The 14,138-nt window shown below is 59.5% G+C and carries 19 protein-coding genes; 13 read left to right on the forward strand and 6 right to left on the reverse strand.

All coding sequences use genetic code 11. The features are described 5' to 3' along the window. The 3 genes from AACS24_RS05960 to AACS24_RS05970 form a co-directional block, all read left to right on the forward strand. Positions 1-321: ATP-binding cassette domain-containing protein (locus AACS24_RS05960; protein ID WP_258223116.1), on the forward strand; the 321-nt coding region annotated here is incomplete at its 5' end. 162 nt (positions 322-483) lie between these two features. Further along, the gene (gene rcsF, locus AACS24_RS05965) at positions 484-855 is read left to right on the forward strand and encodes an Rcs stress response system protein RcsF (protein ID WP_033113362.1); all 372 of its coding nucleotides are present in this window, start codon (positions 484-486) and stop codon (positions 853-855) included. Positions 856-861: 6 nt separating this feature from the next. Then, positions 862-1,248 carry a DUF488 domain-containing protein gene (locus AACS24_RS05970; protein ID WP_108572700.1) on the forward strand — a complete coding sequence of 129 codons (387 nt, stop codon included), beginning with the start codon at positions 862-864 and terminating at the stop codon, positions 1,246-1,248. A gap of 98 nt (positions 1,249-1,346) precedes the next feature. Here AACS24_RS05970 and AACS24_RS05975 read toward each other — a convergent pair whose 3' ends face one another. Next, a complete protein-coding gene (locus AACS24_RS05975; protein ID WP_108572702.1) occupies positions 1,347-2,324 on the reverse strand; it encodes an NAD-dependent epimerase/dehydratase family protein in 978 nt (325 codons plus the stop codon). Positions 2,325-2,550: 226 nt separating this feature from the next. On the opposite strand from AACS24_RS05975, the gene tsaA reads away from it, so the two are divergent. Both tsaA and AACS24_RS05985 read left to right on the forward strand, forming a co-directional pair. Next, positions 2,551-3,255: a tRNA (N6-threonylcarbamoyladenosine(37)-N6)-methyltransferase TrmO gene (gene tsaA / locus AACS24_RS05980; RefSeq protein ID WP_108572704.1), complete on the forward strand. Its 705-nt coding sequence runs from the start codon at positions 2,551-2,553 to the stop codon at positions 3,253-3,255. A gap of 281 nt (positions 3,256-3,536) precedes the next feature. After that, entirely contained in the window at positions 3,537-4,085 is a 549-nt protein-coding gene (locus tag AACS24_RS05985; RefSeq protein ID WP_033113337.1) for a cytochrome b, read from the forward strand. Between the two features lie 60 nt (positions 4,086-4,145). Here AACS24_RS05985 and AACS24_RS05990 read toward each other — a convergent pair whose 3' ends face one another. Continuing rightward, the gene (locus AACS24_RS05990) at positions 4,146-4,820 is read right to left on the reverse strand and encodes a bactofilin family protein (RefSeq protein WP_108572706.1); all 675 of its coding nucleotides are present in this window, start codon (positions 4,818-4,820) and stop codon (positions 4,146-4,148) included. Between the two features lie 212 nt (positions 4,821-5,032). Here AACS24_RS05990 and AACS24_RS05995 point away from each other — a divergent pair, with 212 nt between their 5' ends. The 3 genes from AACS24_RS05995 (at position 5,033) to AACS24_RS06005 (ending at position 7,918) form a co-directional block, all read left to right on the forward strand. Then, positions 5,033-5,707 (forward strand): response regulator, encoded by a 675-nt coding sequence (locus AACS24_RS05995; protein ID WP_033113361.1) that lies wholly within the window; start codon positions 5,033-5,035, stop codon positions 5,705-5,707. Further along, positions 5,698-7,092 (forward strand): ATP-binding protein, encoded by a 1,395-nt coding sequence (locus AACS24_RS06000; protein ID WP_375124629.1) that lies wholly within the window; start codon positions 5,698-5,700, stop codon positions 7,090-7,092. Before AACS24_RS05995 ends, AACS24_RS06000 begins: the two co-directional genes overlap by 10 nt. A 145-nt stretch (positions 7,093-7,237) precedes the next feature. Further along, a complete protein-coding gene (locus AACS24_RS06005) occupies positions 7,238-7,918 on the forward strand; it encodes a hypothetical protein (RefSeq protein ID WP_108572710.1) in 681 nt (226 codons plus the stop codon). Positions 7,919-8,093: 175 nt separating this feature from the next. Here AACS24_RS06005 and AACS24_RS06010 read toward each other — a convergent pair whose 3' ends face one another. After that, entirely contained in the window at positions 8,094-8,366 is a 273-nt protein-coding gene (locus AACS24_RS06010; protein ID WP_181364330.1) for a DUF805 domain-containing protein, read from the reverse strand. A 265-nt stretch (positions 8,367-8,631) separates the two neighbouring features. Continuing rightward, the gene (locus AACS24_RS06015; protein ID WP_146181463.1) at positions 8,632-8,973 is read right to left on the reverse strand and encodes a hypothetical protein; all 342 of its coding nucleotides are present in this window, start codon (positions 8,971-8,973) and stop codon (positions 8,632-8,634) included. On the opposite strand from AACS24_RS06015, the gene AACS24_RS06020 reads away from it, so the two are divergent. The 4 genes from AACS24_RS06020 to AACS24_RS06035 all read left to right on the forward strand — a co-directional run bounded on the left by AACS24_RS06020 (position 8,923) and on the right by AACS24_RS06035 (position 10,656). Continuing rightward, positions 8,923-9,390, forward strand: coding sequence for a hypothetical protein (locus AACS24_RS06020; protein WP_146181464.1), 468 nt, complete (start codon positions 8,923-8,925; stop codon positions 9,388-9,390). The genes AACS24_RS06015 and AACS24_RS06020 overlap by 51 nt on opposite strands. Before the next feature lie 145 nt (positions 9,391-9,535). After that, positions 9,536-9,814 carry a putative quinol monooxygenase gene (locus tag AACS24_RS06025; protein ID WP_258223118.1) on the forward strand — a complete coding sequence of 93 codons (279 nt, stop codon included), beginning with the start codon at positions 9,536-9,538 and terminating at the stop codon, positions 9,812-9,814. Positions 9,815-9,858: 44 nt separating this feature from the next. Further along, positions 9,859-10,290, forward strand: coding sequence for an N-acetyltransferase (locus AACS24_RS06030; protein WP_108572714.1), 432 nt, complete (start codon positions 9,859-9,861; stop codon positions 10,288-10,290). Positions 10,291-10,407: 117 nt separating this feature from the next. Further along, positions 10,408-10,656 (forward strand): DUF3297 family protein, encoded by a 249-nt coding sequence (locus tag AACS24_RS06035; protein WP_005338226.1) that lies wholly within the window; start codon positions 10,408-10,410, stop codon positions 10,654-10,656. Positions 10,657-10,781: 125 nt separating this feature from the next. Here the strand turns inward: AACS24_RS06035 and AACS24_RS06040 are convergent, their stop codons facing one another. Together AACS24_RS06040 and puuR are read right to left on the reverse strand one after the other, a co-directional pair. Next, positions 10,782-12,059 carry an NAD(P)/FAD-dependent oxidoreductase gene (locus AACS24_RS06040; protein WP_033113332.1) on the reverse strand — a complete coding sequence of 426 codons (1,278 nt, stop codon included), beginning with the start codon at positions 12,057-12,059 and terminating at the stop codon, positions 10,782-10,784. Between the two features lie 45 nt (positions 12,060-12,104). After that, positions 12,105-12,668 carry an HTH-type transcriptional regulator PuuR gene (gene puuR / locus AACS24_RS06045; protein WP_108572716.1) on the reverse strand — a complete coding sequence of 188 codons (564 nt, stop codon included), beginning with the start codon at positions 12,666-12,668 and terminating at the stop codon, positions 12,105-12,107. Positions 12,669-13,021: 353 nt separating this feature from the next. Between puuR and AACS24_RS06050 the strand changes: the two genes are divergently transcribed. Then, the coding region (locus AACS24_RS06050; RefSeq protein ID WP_108572718.1) for an aldehyde dehydrogenase family protein at positions 13,022-14,138 on the forward strand (1,117 nt) is incomplete at its 3' end.

The raw sequence follows: 14,138 nt of genomic DNA on the forward strand, positions 1-14,138 counted from the left end.
GACGGTGGCCGACCCCTCTCCGGTGGTGAGCGTCGCCGTATCGGCATCGCCCGCGCCCTGCTGCACGATGCGCCGCTCTGGCTGCTCGATGAGCCGACCGAGGGGCTCGACAGCCAGACCGAGCGGGAGATCATGGCGCTGCTGTTCACCCTGGGAGCCGACCGCTCCATGCTGCTCATATCCCACCGCCTGCTGGGGCTGGAGCAGATGGATCGCATCGCCCTGATGGAAGAGGGGCAGATCCGCCTCTGCGCTCCCCATCAGGAGTTGCTGGAGGATGAGTACTATCGCAGCCTGCATCAACGGCTGGCACCGGTCTGATATCTGCCTGATGGCGGTCACACCCTGACATTCAGGGTCAAAACGGGGCTGGCCGCCACAGGCGACTGACCCCTATAATGGCCCCTCATTATTCAACAAGATGCCGACATGGAGCGCCTGCGCCTTTCTACTGTCCTCATCACCGACACAAGATACGAGATGATGAAACGCCTGATCCTGATGATGCCCCTGATTGCCTCCGGCTGTGCCAACTACGCCTTCAACAGCAATCTGGATAAAGAGAACTTCGACGACTACTTCAAACCCGGTAGCGTGCGGATTTACGAGCAAGCTCAGCTGGCCGATCTCAACTACCTCTACCTCGGCACCGTCGAGGGGGAATCGTGCCAGGCCGATGCCAAGCAACCGGTGCCCAACGCCGGTGAAGCGCGCACCCTGGCTCGCCGCCGCGCTGCCGACATGGGCGGCAACGGCGTCACCTTCGACAAGTGCAGCGAATTCAGCGATACCCCCGGCTGCCTGAAGCAGGTCATCTGCTACGGTCAGGCGCTGAAAGTGGCTGAAGAGAAGTAACGACTCATGGCACTCGCCATCGTCCGTCTCGGCTCGCCCCGCCTCCCCGACGAGGGGCTGCGGATCGGCACGGTACGTCGCCCGCCCCGCGGCGTACCAAAGACCGAGTTTGCCAGCCAGAACTGGTATGACGTCTGGTTCCCCAACCTCGCACCCAGCAGCGAAACCATGAAGCTGGGGCAGGCTGCAGAGTCACCTGCCCAGTGGGCTGCCTTCGGCAAGGCATACAAGGCAGAGCTGGCAACCCCGGCAGCCAGACACGATCTGGCGCTGCTGGCCGCCCTCTCCCACACCACCAATCTGTCGGTGGGTTGCTATTGCGAGCGGGAGTCCCGCTGCCATCGGGCCATTTTGCGGGAGTTGCTGGCGGCCGCAGGTGCAGCCATTCGTTAGCCCCCGTATGCACAGCCGGTAAAAATAAAAACAAGAGGGCATCATGACGATGCCCTCTTGTTTTCAGGTATTGCATGGCGCGTCTATCCGCACTTGCGCTATCTCACCTGCTGAAGCAGCATCTCTTGCTCAATGGTCATCCCTTCAGCCACCGCCGCATCCGGCGTTCGTGCCAACCACTCGGCCAGATCGGCGGCCGTCTCCTCCAGCGGCCGGAAGTTGAGACCGTGCACGATGGCCGCCTCGGCACTGAGGCGGCCATAACCGGCATACTCCGGCAACATATTGGGCAGCAGGGTCGGGTAGCTCTGCCAGGGCTCGACACCGGCCGCGAGCAGTGCCTGCCAGGGCGCCCACTCAGCGTCAATGGGCGTAGCCGTCCCCACTCTCGCCGCCAACCGCTCGACCCAATCTGCCAGCGCAATACCCGGTTTGACCAGATTGAAAACTCCCGTCAACTGCTGCTCGGCCGCCCGCAGCACAAACTCGGCGCAGTCGCGCACATCCAGATACTGCAGTCGATCCTGCCCCTCCCCCGGCAACAGCCAGCGTCCACCCTGCTGCACCCGCTTCACCCACCAGGCCATACGGCCGGTGTGATCATGGGGGCCACACAATACGCCCGGGCGAAGGATGCAGAGCCGCTCACCCCAGCGGGTGCGATACTCCTCTTCGCACAACACCTTGAGCGGGCCATACTCCTCGGGCTGCTCGCCCGCACCGGTGGCATGCAGGGGAGCTGATTCATCCATTCCGGATTGGGCAAAGTCGCGATAGACGCTGATGGTGGAGATAAAGATGAGCCGCTCGCAGCGCCCGAGCAGGGCCATCGACAGGCTCTCCGCCTGTTCTGGCCGATAGCAGCAGGTGTCGATGGCCAGATCCCACTGCCGCCCCTCTCCCTGCAGCGCACCCAGATCGCCATTGCGATCACCGGTGAGCTGCTCCAGCTCCCGCCAGTCGGGATGCTGGTGATGGCCGCGATTGAACAGGGTCACCTCGTGACCCCAATCAAGCGCCAGCGCAGTCAGGTGGCGCCCCAAAAATCCGGTGCCACCGATAATCAGCAGTTTCATCCCTCTCCCTCCCCATCCGGCTTACTGTTGCGGTCTTCGCACCGTGGCGAGCCAGCACCGCCCTCCTGTTTGTCCCACCCTACGCAACTTGGCGCCAAGGCACAGCCCTCGATATACCGGGATGGGACGGGGATCACGGCAGCAGGCGGCGAGGGAGCCGCGCGGGGAAGCCTGCGTTTTGGGGCTGCATGTGCTAAATTGCCAGGGTTTTCAGCCAGGATCCGCCATGAAGTTCGAAATCGACACCCTCGGGATTATCCGCTCTCCCTACAAGGAGAAGTTCGCCATTCCGCGCCAGCCCGGCCTGGTCAAATCGGCCCGTGCCCGCCTCGAGCTGCTCCCCCCCTACGATCAGCCGGACGTGCTGCGTGGCATCGAGCAGTTCTCCCATCTGTGGCTCAGCTTCGTCTTTCACCAGACCATGGCGCAGGGGTGGAATCCGACGGTACGCCCGCCACGCCTGGGCGGCAACGCGCGGGTCGGGGTCTTTGCTACCCGCTCCACCTTTCGTCCCAATCCGCTCGGCCTCTCGGTGGTCGAACTGCACGGGGTGGGCCGCGAGCGCGGCAAACTCTGGCTGGAGCTGGGGGCCGTCGACCTGCTCGATGGCACTCCCATCGTCGATATCAAACCCTATATTCCCTATGCCGACAGCCTGCCGGAGGCCCGTGGCGGCTTTGCCCCCGATGCCCCGACCCCGCCGCTGGCGGTGAGCTTCAGCCCGGACACCGAGTTGCAGCTGCAAACGTGGAGCCAGCGCTACCCCGAGCTGCGCCAGCTGATCAGCGAAGTGCTGGCGCAGGATCCTCGCCCTGCCTACAAGAAGGGCAAGCCGGACGAGAAGGAGTACGGCGTGCGGCTGTTCAACTGCAACGTCCGTTTCCGGATCAGCGAGCCCGCCTGTCTGGTCATTGCCATCGAACCGGCCTGACCATCAGGGTCAGGCAGATCTTTTCACGGGCGCTTCACACTGCTCACGGTTTAATTAACCTGTAAATTGTGTGGTATTGATCAGCTCCTCAACGAGCCGGCAGTGATACCATCTCCATGGCAGTATCATGCGGAAAATACAGACGATTTTCCTCTAACGGGCGCCCGGCCTGCACCTGTGTGCATCCGGCAGGCGTCGCCAATGGAGCTGGCCTCCTCCGATCGTTTCGCTCATCGGGAGATGCCACACGGATGTGACTCTTTGACTGAAGGAAACCAACCATGCTGATGAACAGTGAACAACGCTACGGCACCCTGAGTCTCGGGCTGCACTGGCTGACCCTGTGGGCCATGATCGCCGTCTATGCCCTGATCGAATTTCGCGACATTTTTCCCAAAGGAGACCCGGGTCGAGACCTGATGAAGGAGTGGCACTTCATGCTGGGGCTGCTGATCTTTGCACTGGTCTTTGTCAGACTGGCCCTGCGCTGGATGAGCCCGACGCCGCGTATCGTGCCCGAGCTCTCCCCCCTGATGCACAAACTGGCCAAGCTGGCCCATATCGCCCTCTACGGCTTTCTGATTCTGACCCCGCTGTGTGGCTGGTTGCTGCTGAGCGCCGCCGGCAAGCCCATCCCCTTCTTCGGGTTTGAATTGCCTGCGCTGATAGCGCCGAGCCCTGACGCCAAAGGGTTTATCAAGGAGGTGCATGAAACCCTGGGCAACCTGGGTTACGCCCTGATCGCCCTGCACACTGTGGCCGCCCTCTTCCATCACCATGTGCTCAAGGACAACACCCTGACCAATATGCTGCCGCCGCGCCGCAGCTAAGACGTTGTCGACAGACAAAAGAGGGGGCCATCATGGCCCCCTCTTGCTATCCAGCATCCATCACGCCTGCTTGGCCAACGGCTCGCTGCCTTTGCTCCGACCCTCTTTGGCCAGCGCCTTCACATTTCCTTTCCCCTCGACGGGCACGCTCTCCAGCTCCTGATTGGCTGGTAGTGCTGCAGGAGAGCTGGCAGAGCTCTCATCCGGACGAGAATGACCGATAAAGTTGCCCCCCTTGCTGATGGAGAGGCTGCCCCCCTTGAACGTCCCCTGCATGCGGCCACTCTCGAGTATTTCGACTTCGGCGGCAGAGCAGGCACCATCCAGCAGGCCATTGATGATGACGTGGGGAGCCTTCACCTCTCCCTCGACACGGCCACCCGCCATGATGCGCAGGATCCCGTCGCTCAGCACTATGGTGCCGACCAGCACACCACGCACCTCCAGATCCCCCTCAAGCTGCAACTCCCCCTTGAAACGGGCACCTGCGGCGATAACAGTTGCCTTTTCCGGCACTGAGCCCTCGCTCTTGGCTTTTCGTCCAAACATTCCGAATTTCTCCCCCAACCAGACAAGCAGAACCAGCGGCATGGGCGCCACTGGCCATAAATAGGCATCCGACCCCAGCACATAGAGCAGCAGTGCTGCCCCCCAGCAGAGCCAGACCAGATAGAGAAGGTCGCTACGCTCCCGCTCCTGCAGGTGGCATCGCCACCTGATGGCCATCTCTCTCATCACCACACCCTTTGCAGCATGGCCAGCCAGCAAACGCCGATGCGATGGCCATCGATAACAACATGCTCGGGATAGACGACCAATCGGAGGAAACTCTGAAGCCCGGGTGATTCAGTCCCGATACAGGCGGGAGGTATTAGGATACGGATTGACTCCGCATAGCGAACATCTTCTAATTGACTGCTTGGATCCCTATGACCGCCGCACACACCATGAAAATTCTCCTGGTCGAAGACGACAAGCTACTCAATCACCACCTCTCCTCTCTGCTGACCGAAGCAGACAATCAGGTCTACAGCACCGATCAGGCAGGGATTGCGCAGCACTATGCAACGGATTACCCCATCGATGTGGCCATCATCGATCTGGGTCTGCCCGATATGGATGGCCTGCAACTGATCCGCGAGCTGCGCGAAAAGCAGATCCCCTTTCCCATCATCGTCCTCACCGCCCGTGGCAACTGGCAGGACAAGGTGGAAGGACTGGAAGCAGGTGCCGATGACTATCTGGTCAAACCGTTTCAGAAGGATGAGTTGCTGGCTCGCCTCAACGCGCTGGTACGCCGCAGCGCCGGCTTTATCTCTCCGCGGGTGAAAGCGGGCGACTACGAGCTCGATCTCTCCCGCAAGGAGCTGACCATTGCCGGTGAAGTGGCCGTGCTGACCAGCTTCGAATACCTCATTCTGGAGTACTTGATGCGCAATGCCCGTCAGGTAGTCTCCAAACAGCAGCTGCTCGACCAGCTCTACGGCGATGGCGAAGGTGACCCCAACACTATCGAGGTCATGGTGAGCCGCCTGCGCAAGAAACTGGATCCGGAGGGGACGATTCAACCCATCTCCACCATCCGCCGTCAGGGTTATATCTTCAACCTGTCATGCAACTGATGAGATTCTGCCCGCTACTGCGGATGGTGCGGGTGCTGCGCCGCTCGCTGCACATCAAGCTGCTGCTCAGCTCCCTGCTGGTGATCGCACTCAGCATGGGGTTTGCCGTCTATGCCCTCTACCTCGGCCATGTCGAGGAGCAGACCCAGAAGGCGAGCGCCCGGATGCAGGAGAACCTGGCCAAACTCTTCTCCTCGACCGAGCCGAGCAATGGCGGCCCTACCGATCTCAGCCACATCTCCCGCAATGCCGGGGATGCTGACCTCGATACCCTGATTTGCCGCGCCGATGGTGAACGGATCTGGTCAAGCCTGCACATGCCGGAGGTGATCAAGGCCAAGGAGACCATCTGCGGCGACCTGATGCAGTATCTGGGGGGGATGGATCTCGACTACTTCTTCAAGAAGCACACCATCAAGAACGGCGAAAGCTACTTCGTCTACAGCCTGCGTTTTATCCGCAACCCCGGCACTGGCACCACCGCCTACTACGTGGTGATGATCGATTCGGCCAAGCGCTATCACGCTGAATCCATCGCCTATCTCGGTCATATCGCCCGTCAGGCGGTGCTCGCCTACATGCTGCTGGCCAGCCTGCTGCTGCTCACCACCTACTGGAGCCTCGGCTCTCTGCGCACCATTGCCCGCCAGATCGATAACATTCGCTCCGGCAAACTCGACTCTCTCTCCAGCGACTTCGAGCAGGAGCTTACCCCGCTCACCGAGTCGGTCAACCAGCTGCTGGAGAACGAACGGCAGCAAACCCAGCGCTACCAGCACGCCTTGAACGATCTCGCCCACAGTCTGAAAACCCGGCTGGCGCTGATCCAGATGACCACCCGCGAGCTGGAGCTGGGCCGGGAGATCCACGACAACATCAACGAACAGATCCTCACCATGGATCAGATGATCCAGTACCAGCTCAGACGCGCCGTCACCGGCCGTCAGCGTCTTGCCAGCAAGGGCACCGAGCCGGTGCCGCTCATCGAGAAGCTGCTCGCCAGCCTGACCAAGGTCTACCGTCACAAGAAGCTGCAAACCCAGTTTCACTTTGACGACGACGCCCTGTTCCATGGTGAGCAGGGGGACTTGATGGAGTTGATGGGCAACCTGCTCGACAACGCCTGCAAGTTTGCCATCAGCGAGGTGCGGGTGACCCTGCGCCGCCATCTCGAGCGCTTGCGCATCGAGGTGGAAGATGATGGCCCCGGCATCGACGAGGCCAAATCCGAACAGATCTTCCAGCGCGGTGTGCGGGCCGACAGCTCCCCCGGCCAAGGCATCGGTCTGGCGGTAGTGACCGAAATCGTCCACAGCTACGGCGGCCAGATCCAGGTGGATGAGTCCCCGCTGGGTGGAGCCCGTTTTACCCTGGATCTGCCCTGATCCTCAGCCAACCTCCCTTCAACACCTCTGGGTTGTGGGCTGTTTGGGGGCCCGCAACCCTGCGCTGATCAGACCACATATTGGTCGCATTCATGTCCCTCGATGTTACAATCCCGTCACAAAAATCGGGAAAGGTAACGAAAACATGAAGATCCGAATGCTATTGCTGGCCGCACTGCTCTGCCACGGCGCCGTACAGGCGCAGGAGAAAGCCCCGGCCGGCTGGCAAGATGGCACTATGACCCGTCTCAAGGCACAGGCCCTGCTGCAAACCCTCAACGCCACCTTGCTAAGCAACCCGAGTGCTACCGTCACCCTGCAAAACTGGTGCGCCGACCACAAGATGGCGGGCGAGCCGCGCATTCGCGCCCTGCGTGACCAGACAACACGCAAACCAGCCGATGCCGCCACCCGCGAGCTGTTCAAGATCGGTGCCGATGAGCCGGTAGGCTATCGTCGGGTACAGCTCGCCTGCGGCGACCATATCTTCTCGGAAGCGGACAACTGGTATGTCAAAAGCCGACTCACTCCGGAAATGAACCAGCTGCTCGACAGCAGCGATACCCCGTTCGGGCTCGCGGTCAAGGCGCTCAACTTCAGCCGCAAGACCCTCTCCTCCACCCTGCTCTGGGCGCCCCTGCCGGCTGGCTGGGAGATGAAGATGCCCGTCATTGCCACCAGCACGGCACCGCTGACCATCCCCGAGCAGGTATTGCAGCACCGCGCCCTGCTTTCACGGGACGATGGCACGCCGTTCAGTCTGGTGGTCGAGACCTACCGCCGGGATCTGTTCGCCTTCCCGCTGGATGCGGGCAACGATCAATAACCCGGCGCTGGCACTTCAAGCGGTTTTCGACATATTGATATGGCAGAAAAATGACCATCGGCAATATGTGATATCCCCTCTCGCAAACGCTTGTAAGCGGCCAATAAAAGAGGCCGGACTATCTCATTTCGTCCGGCCTGCTTGCTACACGGGAGAGCTTTCTGTCGATCTTTTTTCAGATAAAAGGGACTGCACCATAACGATTTGAATAGGGATTACCGCGCTTTGCCTTGAGAAAAAGCACCATCAACGGGCCGATAATCGGGATTAATCCCAGCAGCAAAAACCAGCCATTGCGACCGATGTCGTGCAGACGGCGCACGCTCAATGCCCAGCAGGGCACAATGATAAAGAGACCATATACGCCCATCAGTTTGTAGCCATAATCCAGCTGTTTGGTCAGCAGCGAGAGGATGACACAAATAACGATATTGATAAGAACGAACATCCAATATTCTTTGCTATTCTTTGCGCGATGCCCGTCCTTTGAAATCAGAAAATCTCTGAATTGCACGAAAATACCAGTTCATAAAAACTCCAGCTTCTGCATCTATGTTGATTTTGCACGGAGGAGACAGAAATAAGCGATAACATATCCATCGGTATTGATGTTGGTCGCTTGTCATGACCTGCTGCGGCCAGACAAAGATAATTTGATGTTGCGATATTCAGCAAGGCAATTTGGATTATAAAATATAAAAGAAAATACCCCGTTAATAGTCAATATGACCGATGAGCGCCGCCAGCGGCGCCAGCTCTGGCTTTACGCAGTGTGACAGGCCGCTGGTTTTAAAGATTTTTGATAATTTTTGATAACTTTTCATCGTGTAAACGCGCACAATAAGAGTCTTGTAGAAAAGCCATAGAGGTGTTTCCAGCCGATGATTGCCCGACTTTGCGTCATTGGAAATGGGAAAATCCGCACAAGGCGTTGCGGTAACTGGATAAACGCTACGTTGGCAAGCAAGGCTCAATAACAGCGCATGGATATCAGGGATGACCAGATGAACAAGACAGCAGCTATATTCTCCATTCTCTTCAGCATGAATCTCCATGCAGGCCAGAACCTTACGACCATAAACAACGATGCCCATCCGGTTATCGGAGTATGGCGCCTCAATTTTGCCGATACCAGCTGTTATGAAGAGTACGACTTCCGGGCGGATGGCCGCCTCTATACCTCGTCAAATCAACAGCAGATCGAATCATCCTATATTATTGAGCGCGAGCCATCTGCCTCCGGATTTTACCGACTTGAAGAACATATTCTCAATGAAAATGGTGGCAAAGACTGCCTGGATATGTCACAGAATGAGGATACCGACTACGTCTACTATCTGAAATTTTCGCCGTCGGAAGACCAGTTTTTAATCTGTCTCGATGAGAGCGACGAAGAGTGCATTGGATATTTTATTCGCCAGTCCAGTCCGCACCAACCTAAACTCCAGCAGATATCGGTAACCACCATGTAGCTCCCAGGCTTTATAAATTTAATTTATTTGGTGCTGGCCAGACATTTACAATATAAAGAGAGATAGGGTGAGTTCACAGAAAATAAAAACATCCGACCTTGATTCAACAATACATCCAACAATGTTGCCCACCAAAGAGATAAATATGGTTGTGCTAACCGGTTATATCATTGTGCCTGCATCCGATTTACCTGCTGTCATCGGGGAACTTGATCACCATATCCAGCTGACCAGACAGGAACATGGCTGCCTGCAGTTCGAGGTTACGCAAAGCAGACTCAACCCCTGCCGCTTCGAGGTTTGCGAGACCTTTCGCGATCCCGCCGCCTTTGCCGCCCATCAGGCCCGGGTCAAAGCCTCCCGCTGGGGGGAGATCACGGTCAATGTCGAGAGACACTATACCGTGACGGGACTTGGCGAATAGCCGTAGCCCCTCGCCTCTTTTCCACCTTCAACGATTGAAGACTTATGATCCGCCCATTATCCGCATCCGATCTCGATACCGCAGTCGAGCTCTGGTATCAGGCCTCGGTCAAGGCCCACGACTTTATTCCCGCCGACTTCTGGCATGCGCAACGCACGGCAATGCGGGATATCTATCTGCCCGCCAGCGAGAGCTGGGTTTATGAGGAACAGGGGCAGCTGGCGGGGTTTATCTCCTGGCATCAGGGCGCTGTTGCCGCACTCTTTATCGCCCCGAGCTTGCAATCACTGGGTCTGGGTCGCCAGCTGCTCGACCATCTCAAGGCCCGGCATGAGCGACTTGATCTCACCGTCTACGCCGAAAATGAACAGGCGCGGCGCTTCTACTCACGCAACGGCTTTCGCGAGGAGGTGCAGAGAATATGCGAGCATAGCGGCCACGCCGAGATCGTCATGTATTGGCAGCGGGGCATCTGAAGTTACGAACACTGGCTGATTGCTGACATACTGCGGCAGTGCGGGTAGGCGTCGCCTTGAATGCCATGACGCCATTCTCTACAATGGCCCACTTTATATCCATTTCGGGTCATAGCCATGAGCGATACCAGCACCAAGCCGGCACTGCCGGATCACCTCTCCTGCAATCCCCGCAGCCCCCACTATGTGGCGGCCTGCTTTGAGCATCCGATCGGTATTCGCCTGAACGGCAAAGAGCGCACCGACGTCGAAGAGTACTGCATCAGCGAAGGTTGGGTGAAGATCCCCTCCCCCAAGGCGCTGGATCGTCGTGGTCAGCCCATCCTGATCAAGCTCAAGGGCACCGTTGAAGCCTTCTACAGCTAAACAGTGCGCTGCAGTTTGAGAAACAACAAGGCCACCCTCGCGGTGGCCTTGTTGTTTCCGGTTTGTGCTGGCATCTGCGCTCGCTAAGCGGCAACCACCAGCACACATTTCTCGCTGGGCGGCCCTTATACCCCCAGCCGATCGCGCAGGGTGTACCAGGCGGCACCCGCGGCGGTGAAGGGGATACGGAACAGGCGGCCCCCCGGGAAGGGGTAGTGCGGCAGTTTGGCAAAGGCATCGAAGCGCTCCGCCTGACCGCTCAACACCTCGGAGAGCAGCTTGCCCGCCAGATGGGTACAGGTGACGCCGTGGCCGCTGTAGCCCTGCATGTAGTAGATGTTGGGGCCGATACGGCCAAACTGCGGCAGGCGCGACAGGGTGAGCAGGAAGTTACCGGTCCAGGTGTACTCCACCTTGACGTCGGCCAGCTGCGGGAAGGTCTTGAGCATCTTGGGGATGATCAACCGCTCGATATCCGCCGGATCCCGCGCGCCATAGACCACGCCGCCGCCATAGATCAACCGGTGATCGCCGGAGGTGCGGTAGTAGTCGAGCAGGTAGTTGCAATCCTCCAGACAGTAGTTCTGTGGCAACAGTGAACGGGCCCGCTCCTCTCCCAGCACTTCGGTGGCGATCACCTGAGTGCCGCAGGGCATGCTCTTGCTGGCCAGTTCCGGCACCAGATTGCCGAGGTAGGCGTTGCCGGCCACCACGATAAAGCGCGCCTTCACCGCTCCTTTGGCAGTCTTGACCAGCGCCGGCTGACCCGGGGTGATGCTGGTGACGGCGGACTGCTCGAAGATCTGCCCCCCCTGGATGCGGATCGCTTCCGCCTCGCCCAGTGCCAGATTGAGAGGGTGAATATGGCCACCGCTCTTGTCGAGCAGGGCGCCGACGTAGCGATCGCTCGCGACCACCTCGCGCACCCCCTTGGCATCGAGCAGCTCCAGCTGCTCATTGCCCCACTTCTCCCAGCGCGCCTTCTGCGCCTTGAGCTCGTGCAGCTGCTTCTCGGTCTCGGCGGCAAAGACGCCCCCCTCCTGCAGGTCGCACTGGATGTTGTAGCGCTTGATCCGTTCACGGATGATCTGGCCCCCCTCAAACAACATGGAACCGAGCAGCCTAGCCTGATCCGGTGGGCAGTTCGCTTCTATGGTGTCGATGTCGCGGCTGTAGGAGTTGACGATCTGGCCGCCGTTGCGGCCGCTGGCGCCAAAGCCGACTCGCGCGGCCTCCAGCACCACCACCTTATAGCCCTTCTCTACCAGATGCAGGGCGCTGGAGAGGCCGGTATAACCCGCCCCAATGACGCAGACATCGCACTCCAGCTGCTCGGTCAATGTCGGGTAGGGCGCGTGTTTATTGGCGCTGGCTGCGTAGTAACTGTTTACATGTTCGGTCATGATCCCTGTTTCCTTACCGGTTCTGTTGCCAAACTACTGTCAGGATTAAAAGCTCGCCGGGGTGTGGGCGCTGACGATGCGGCAGGTCTGCCCCGACGGATTGCTGAAACTGTGGGGCTCGCCTGTGTCGATCACATAGCTGTCGCCCGCTTCGAGTTGATAGCTCTGGCCTGCCACCGTCAGGGTCACCGACCCCTCCAGCACAGTGCCGACCTCCTCCCCCTGATGCTTGACCTGCCCGCCGGTGTCTGTGCCGGGGGGATAGGTCTCCAGCATAAAGCCGAGCTGGCGGCGGTTGTTGCCGTTGTGCACCAACTTCATCGAGACCCCCTGACTGCCCAGCTCGATAAGCTGTTCAGCCTTGATCACCACGCTGCAGGGGCGGCTCTCCTCCTCGGCGAAAAAGCGCGACAGCGGCAGGCCATAGACGGTGAGCAGCTTTTGCAACGACGCCACCGAGGGGCTCACCTTGTCCTGCTCTATCATGCAGATGGCGCCGTGGGTCAGGCCGCTCAACTCCGCAGCCCGCCGCTGGGAGAGCCCCAGCTGGTGGCGCACTGCCGCCAACCGCTCGCCCATGGTACGGGCACTGCTCTGTGACCCGCTCATGGCAGGCCCCCTCTCATCTTCTGTCGGCACTCCCGCAACATGGGTCATCTCCCTCTTCCCTCTGGTTAAAATAGCGGACCAGCACCATCCCTGACTGTTTGCGATGCTACACACACATCGTTAATTATTTTGCACACCCCAACCATCACACCAAGCCACCGGATCGGGGTAAACTGCGCTACACAGCCCATTTTCTAGCATGCAGCACACCAACAATTCAAATATATTTAACACTTGAAAAACATTTCAGCTCAATTTATGGTCTCCCTGTGCTTATTATTTTATACGGCAGCACCACAGGATGAGCCGCATCATCGCCACCTTGCTGCCAGGTTTCACCATTGAGGCTTGCCATGTCCGCTACCAGCTCCAATCAAAGCTTGATCAAATCCCGCGCCTATATAGATGGTCAGTGGTGCGAGGCCGCCAGCGGCCGCACCTTCGAGGTCACCAATCCGGCTACCGGTGCCGTGATCACTCAGGTGCCCGACATGAATGAAGAGGATACCCGCCGCGCCATCGCGGCCGCCCACGCGGCGCAACCCGCCTGGGCGGCGCTGACCGCCAAGGAGCGCAGCAACAAGCTCTACGCCTGGTTTACCGCCATCACCGCCCACAGCGACGAGCTGGCCCGCATCATGACCTGCGAGCAGGGCAAGCCGCTGGCGGAAGCCAAAGGGGAGGTGACCTACGGCGCCAGCTTCATCCAGTGGTTCGCGGAAGAGGGCAAGCGTGCCTATGGCCGCACCATCCCGGGCTTTAGCGGCGATCGCCGGCTGGCCACCATCAAGCAGCCGGTCGGGGTCGTCGCCGCCATCACCCCGTGGAACTTCCCGATTGCCATGATCACCCGCAAGGCGGGCCCGGCGCTGGCCGCCGGTTGCACCATCGTCATCAAGCCTGCCGCCGAAACACCGCTTTGCGCGCTGGCGCTGGCAGTGCTAGCCGAGCAGGCAGGGATCCCCGCCGGGGTCATCAATATCGTCACCAGCCATCAGCCGAGCGCGGTGGGCAACGAGCTGTGCAACAATCCGGTGGTGCGCAAGCTCTCCTTCACCGGCTCGACCCGCATCGGCAAGCTGCTGATGCGCCAGTGCGCCGACACCATGAAGCGTCTCTCGCTGGAGCTGGGCGGCAACGCTCCCTTTATCGTTTTTGACGACGCCGATCTCGACGCTGCCGTGGCCGGGGCGCTCGCCTCCAAATACCGCAACGCCGGGCAGACCTGCGTCTGCGCCAACCGCATTCTGGTGCAGGCCAGCGTCTATGACGCCTTCGCCGAGAAGCTGACTGCCGCCGTTGCCGCCTTCAAGGTCGGAGATGGCATGAGTGAAGGCACCCAGATCGGCCCGCTCATCAACCCGGCTGCAGCCAGCAAGGTCGCCGAGCTGGTGCGGCAATCGGTCGCAGCAGGTGCCGAGCTGCTGCTGGGTGGCGAGCCCCACCCCGCCGGCGCCCTCTTCTACCGCC

The sequence above is a fragment of the Aeromonas sp. HMWF016 genome, from assembly GCF_963878195.1.
In the GTDB taxonomy this organism is placed as follows: domain Bacteria; phylum Pseudomonadota; class Gammaproteobacteria; order Enterobacterales; family Aeromonadaceae; genus Aeromonas; species Aeromonas lacus.

Excerpts from the sequence above, each read along its gene's own strand:
- rcsF (WP_033113362.1), top strand. The coding sequence starts at position 484 with ATGAAACGCCTGATCCTGATGATGCCCCTGATTGCCTCCGGCTGTGCC.
- AACS24_RS05970 (WP_108572700.1), top strand. The coding sequence starts at position 862 with ATGGCACTCGCCATCGTCCGTCTCGGCTCGCCCCGCCTCCCCGACGAG.
- AACS24_RS05975 (WP_108572702.1), bottom strand. The coding sequence starts at position 2,324 with ATGAAACTGCTGATTATCGGTGGCACCGGATTTTTGGGGCGCCACCTG.
- tsaA (WP_108572704.1), top strand. The coding sequence starts at position 2,551 with ATGAAGTTCGAAATCGACACCCTCGGGATTATCCGCTCTCCCTACAAG.
- AACS24_RS05985 (WP_033113337.1), top strand. The coding sequence starts at position 3,537 with ATGCTGATGAACAGTGAACAACGCTACGGCACCCTGAGTCTCGGGCTG.
- AACS24_RS05990 (WP_108572706.1), bottom strand. The coding sequence starts at position 4,820 with ATGAGAGAGATGGCCATCAGGTGGCGATGCCACCTGCAGGAGCGGGAG.
- AACS24_RS05995 (WP_033113361.1), top strand. The coding sequence starts at position 5,033 with ATGAAAATTCTCCTGGTCGAAGACGACAAGCTACTCAATCACCACCTC.
- AACS24_RS06000 (WP_375124629.1), top strand. The coding sequence starts at position 5,698 with ATGCAACTGATGAGATTCTGCCCGCTACTGCGGATGGTGCGGGTGCTG.
- AACS24_RS06005 (WP_108572710.1), top strand. The coding sequence starts at position 7,238 with ATGAAGATCCGAATGCTATTGCTGGCCGCACTGCTCTGCCACGGCGCC.
- AACS24_RS06010 (WP_181364330.1), bottom strand. The coding sequence starts at position 8,366 with ATGTTCGTTCTTATCAATATCGTTATTTGTGTCATCCTCTCGCTGCTG.
- AACS24_RS06020 (WP_146181464.1), top strand. The coding sequence starts at position 8,923 with ATGAACAAGACAGCAGCTATATTCTCCATTCTCTTCAGCATGAATCTC.
- AACS24_RS06015 (WP_146181463.1), bottom strand. The coding sequence starts at position 8,973 with ATGGAGATTCATGCTGAAGAGAATGGAGAATATAGCTGCTGTCTTGTT.
- AACS24_RS06025 (WP_258223118.1), top strand. The coding sequence starts at position 9,536 with ATGGTTGTGCTAACCGGTTATATCATTGTGCCTGCATCCGATTTACCT.
- AACS24_RS06030 (WP_108572714.1), top strand. The coding sequence starts at position 9,859 with ATGATCCGCCCATTATCCGCATCCGATCTCGATACCGCAGTCGAGCTC.
- AACS24_RS06035 (WP_005338226.1), top strand. The coding sequence starts at position 10,408 with ATGAGCGATACCAGCACCAAGCCGGCACTGCCGGATCACCTCTCCTGC.
- AACS24_RS06040 (WP_033113332.1), bottom strand. The coding sequence starts at position 12,059 with ATGACCGAACATGTAAACAGTTACTACGCAGCCAGCGCCAATAAACAC.
- puuR (WP_108572716.1), bottom strand. The coding sequence starts at position 12,668 with ATGAGCGGGTCACAGAGCAGTGCCCGTACCATGGGCGAGCGGTTGGCG.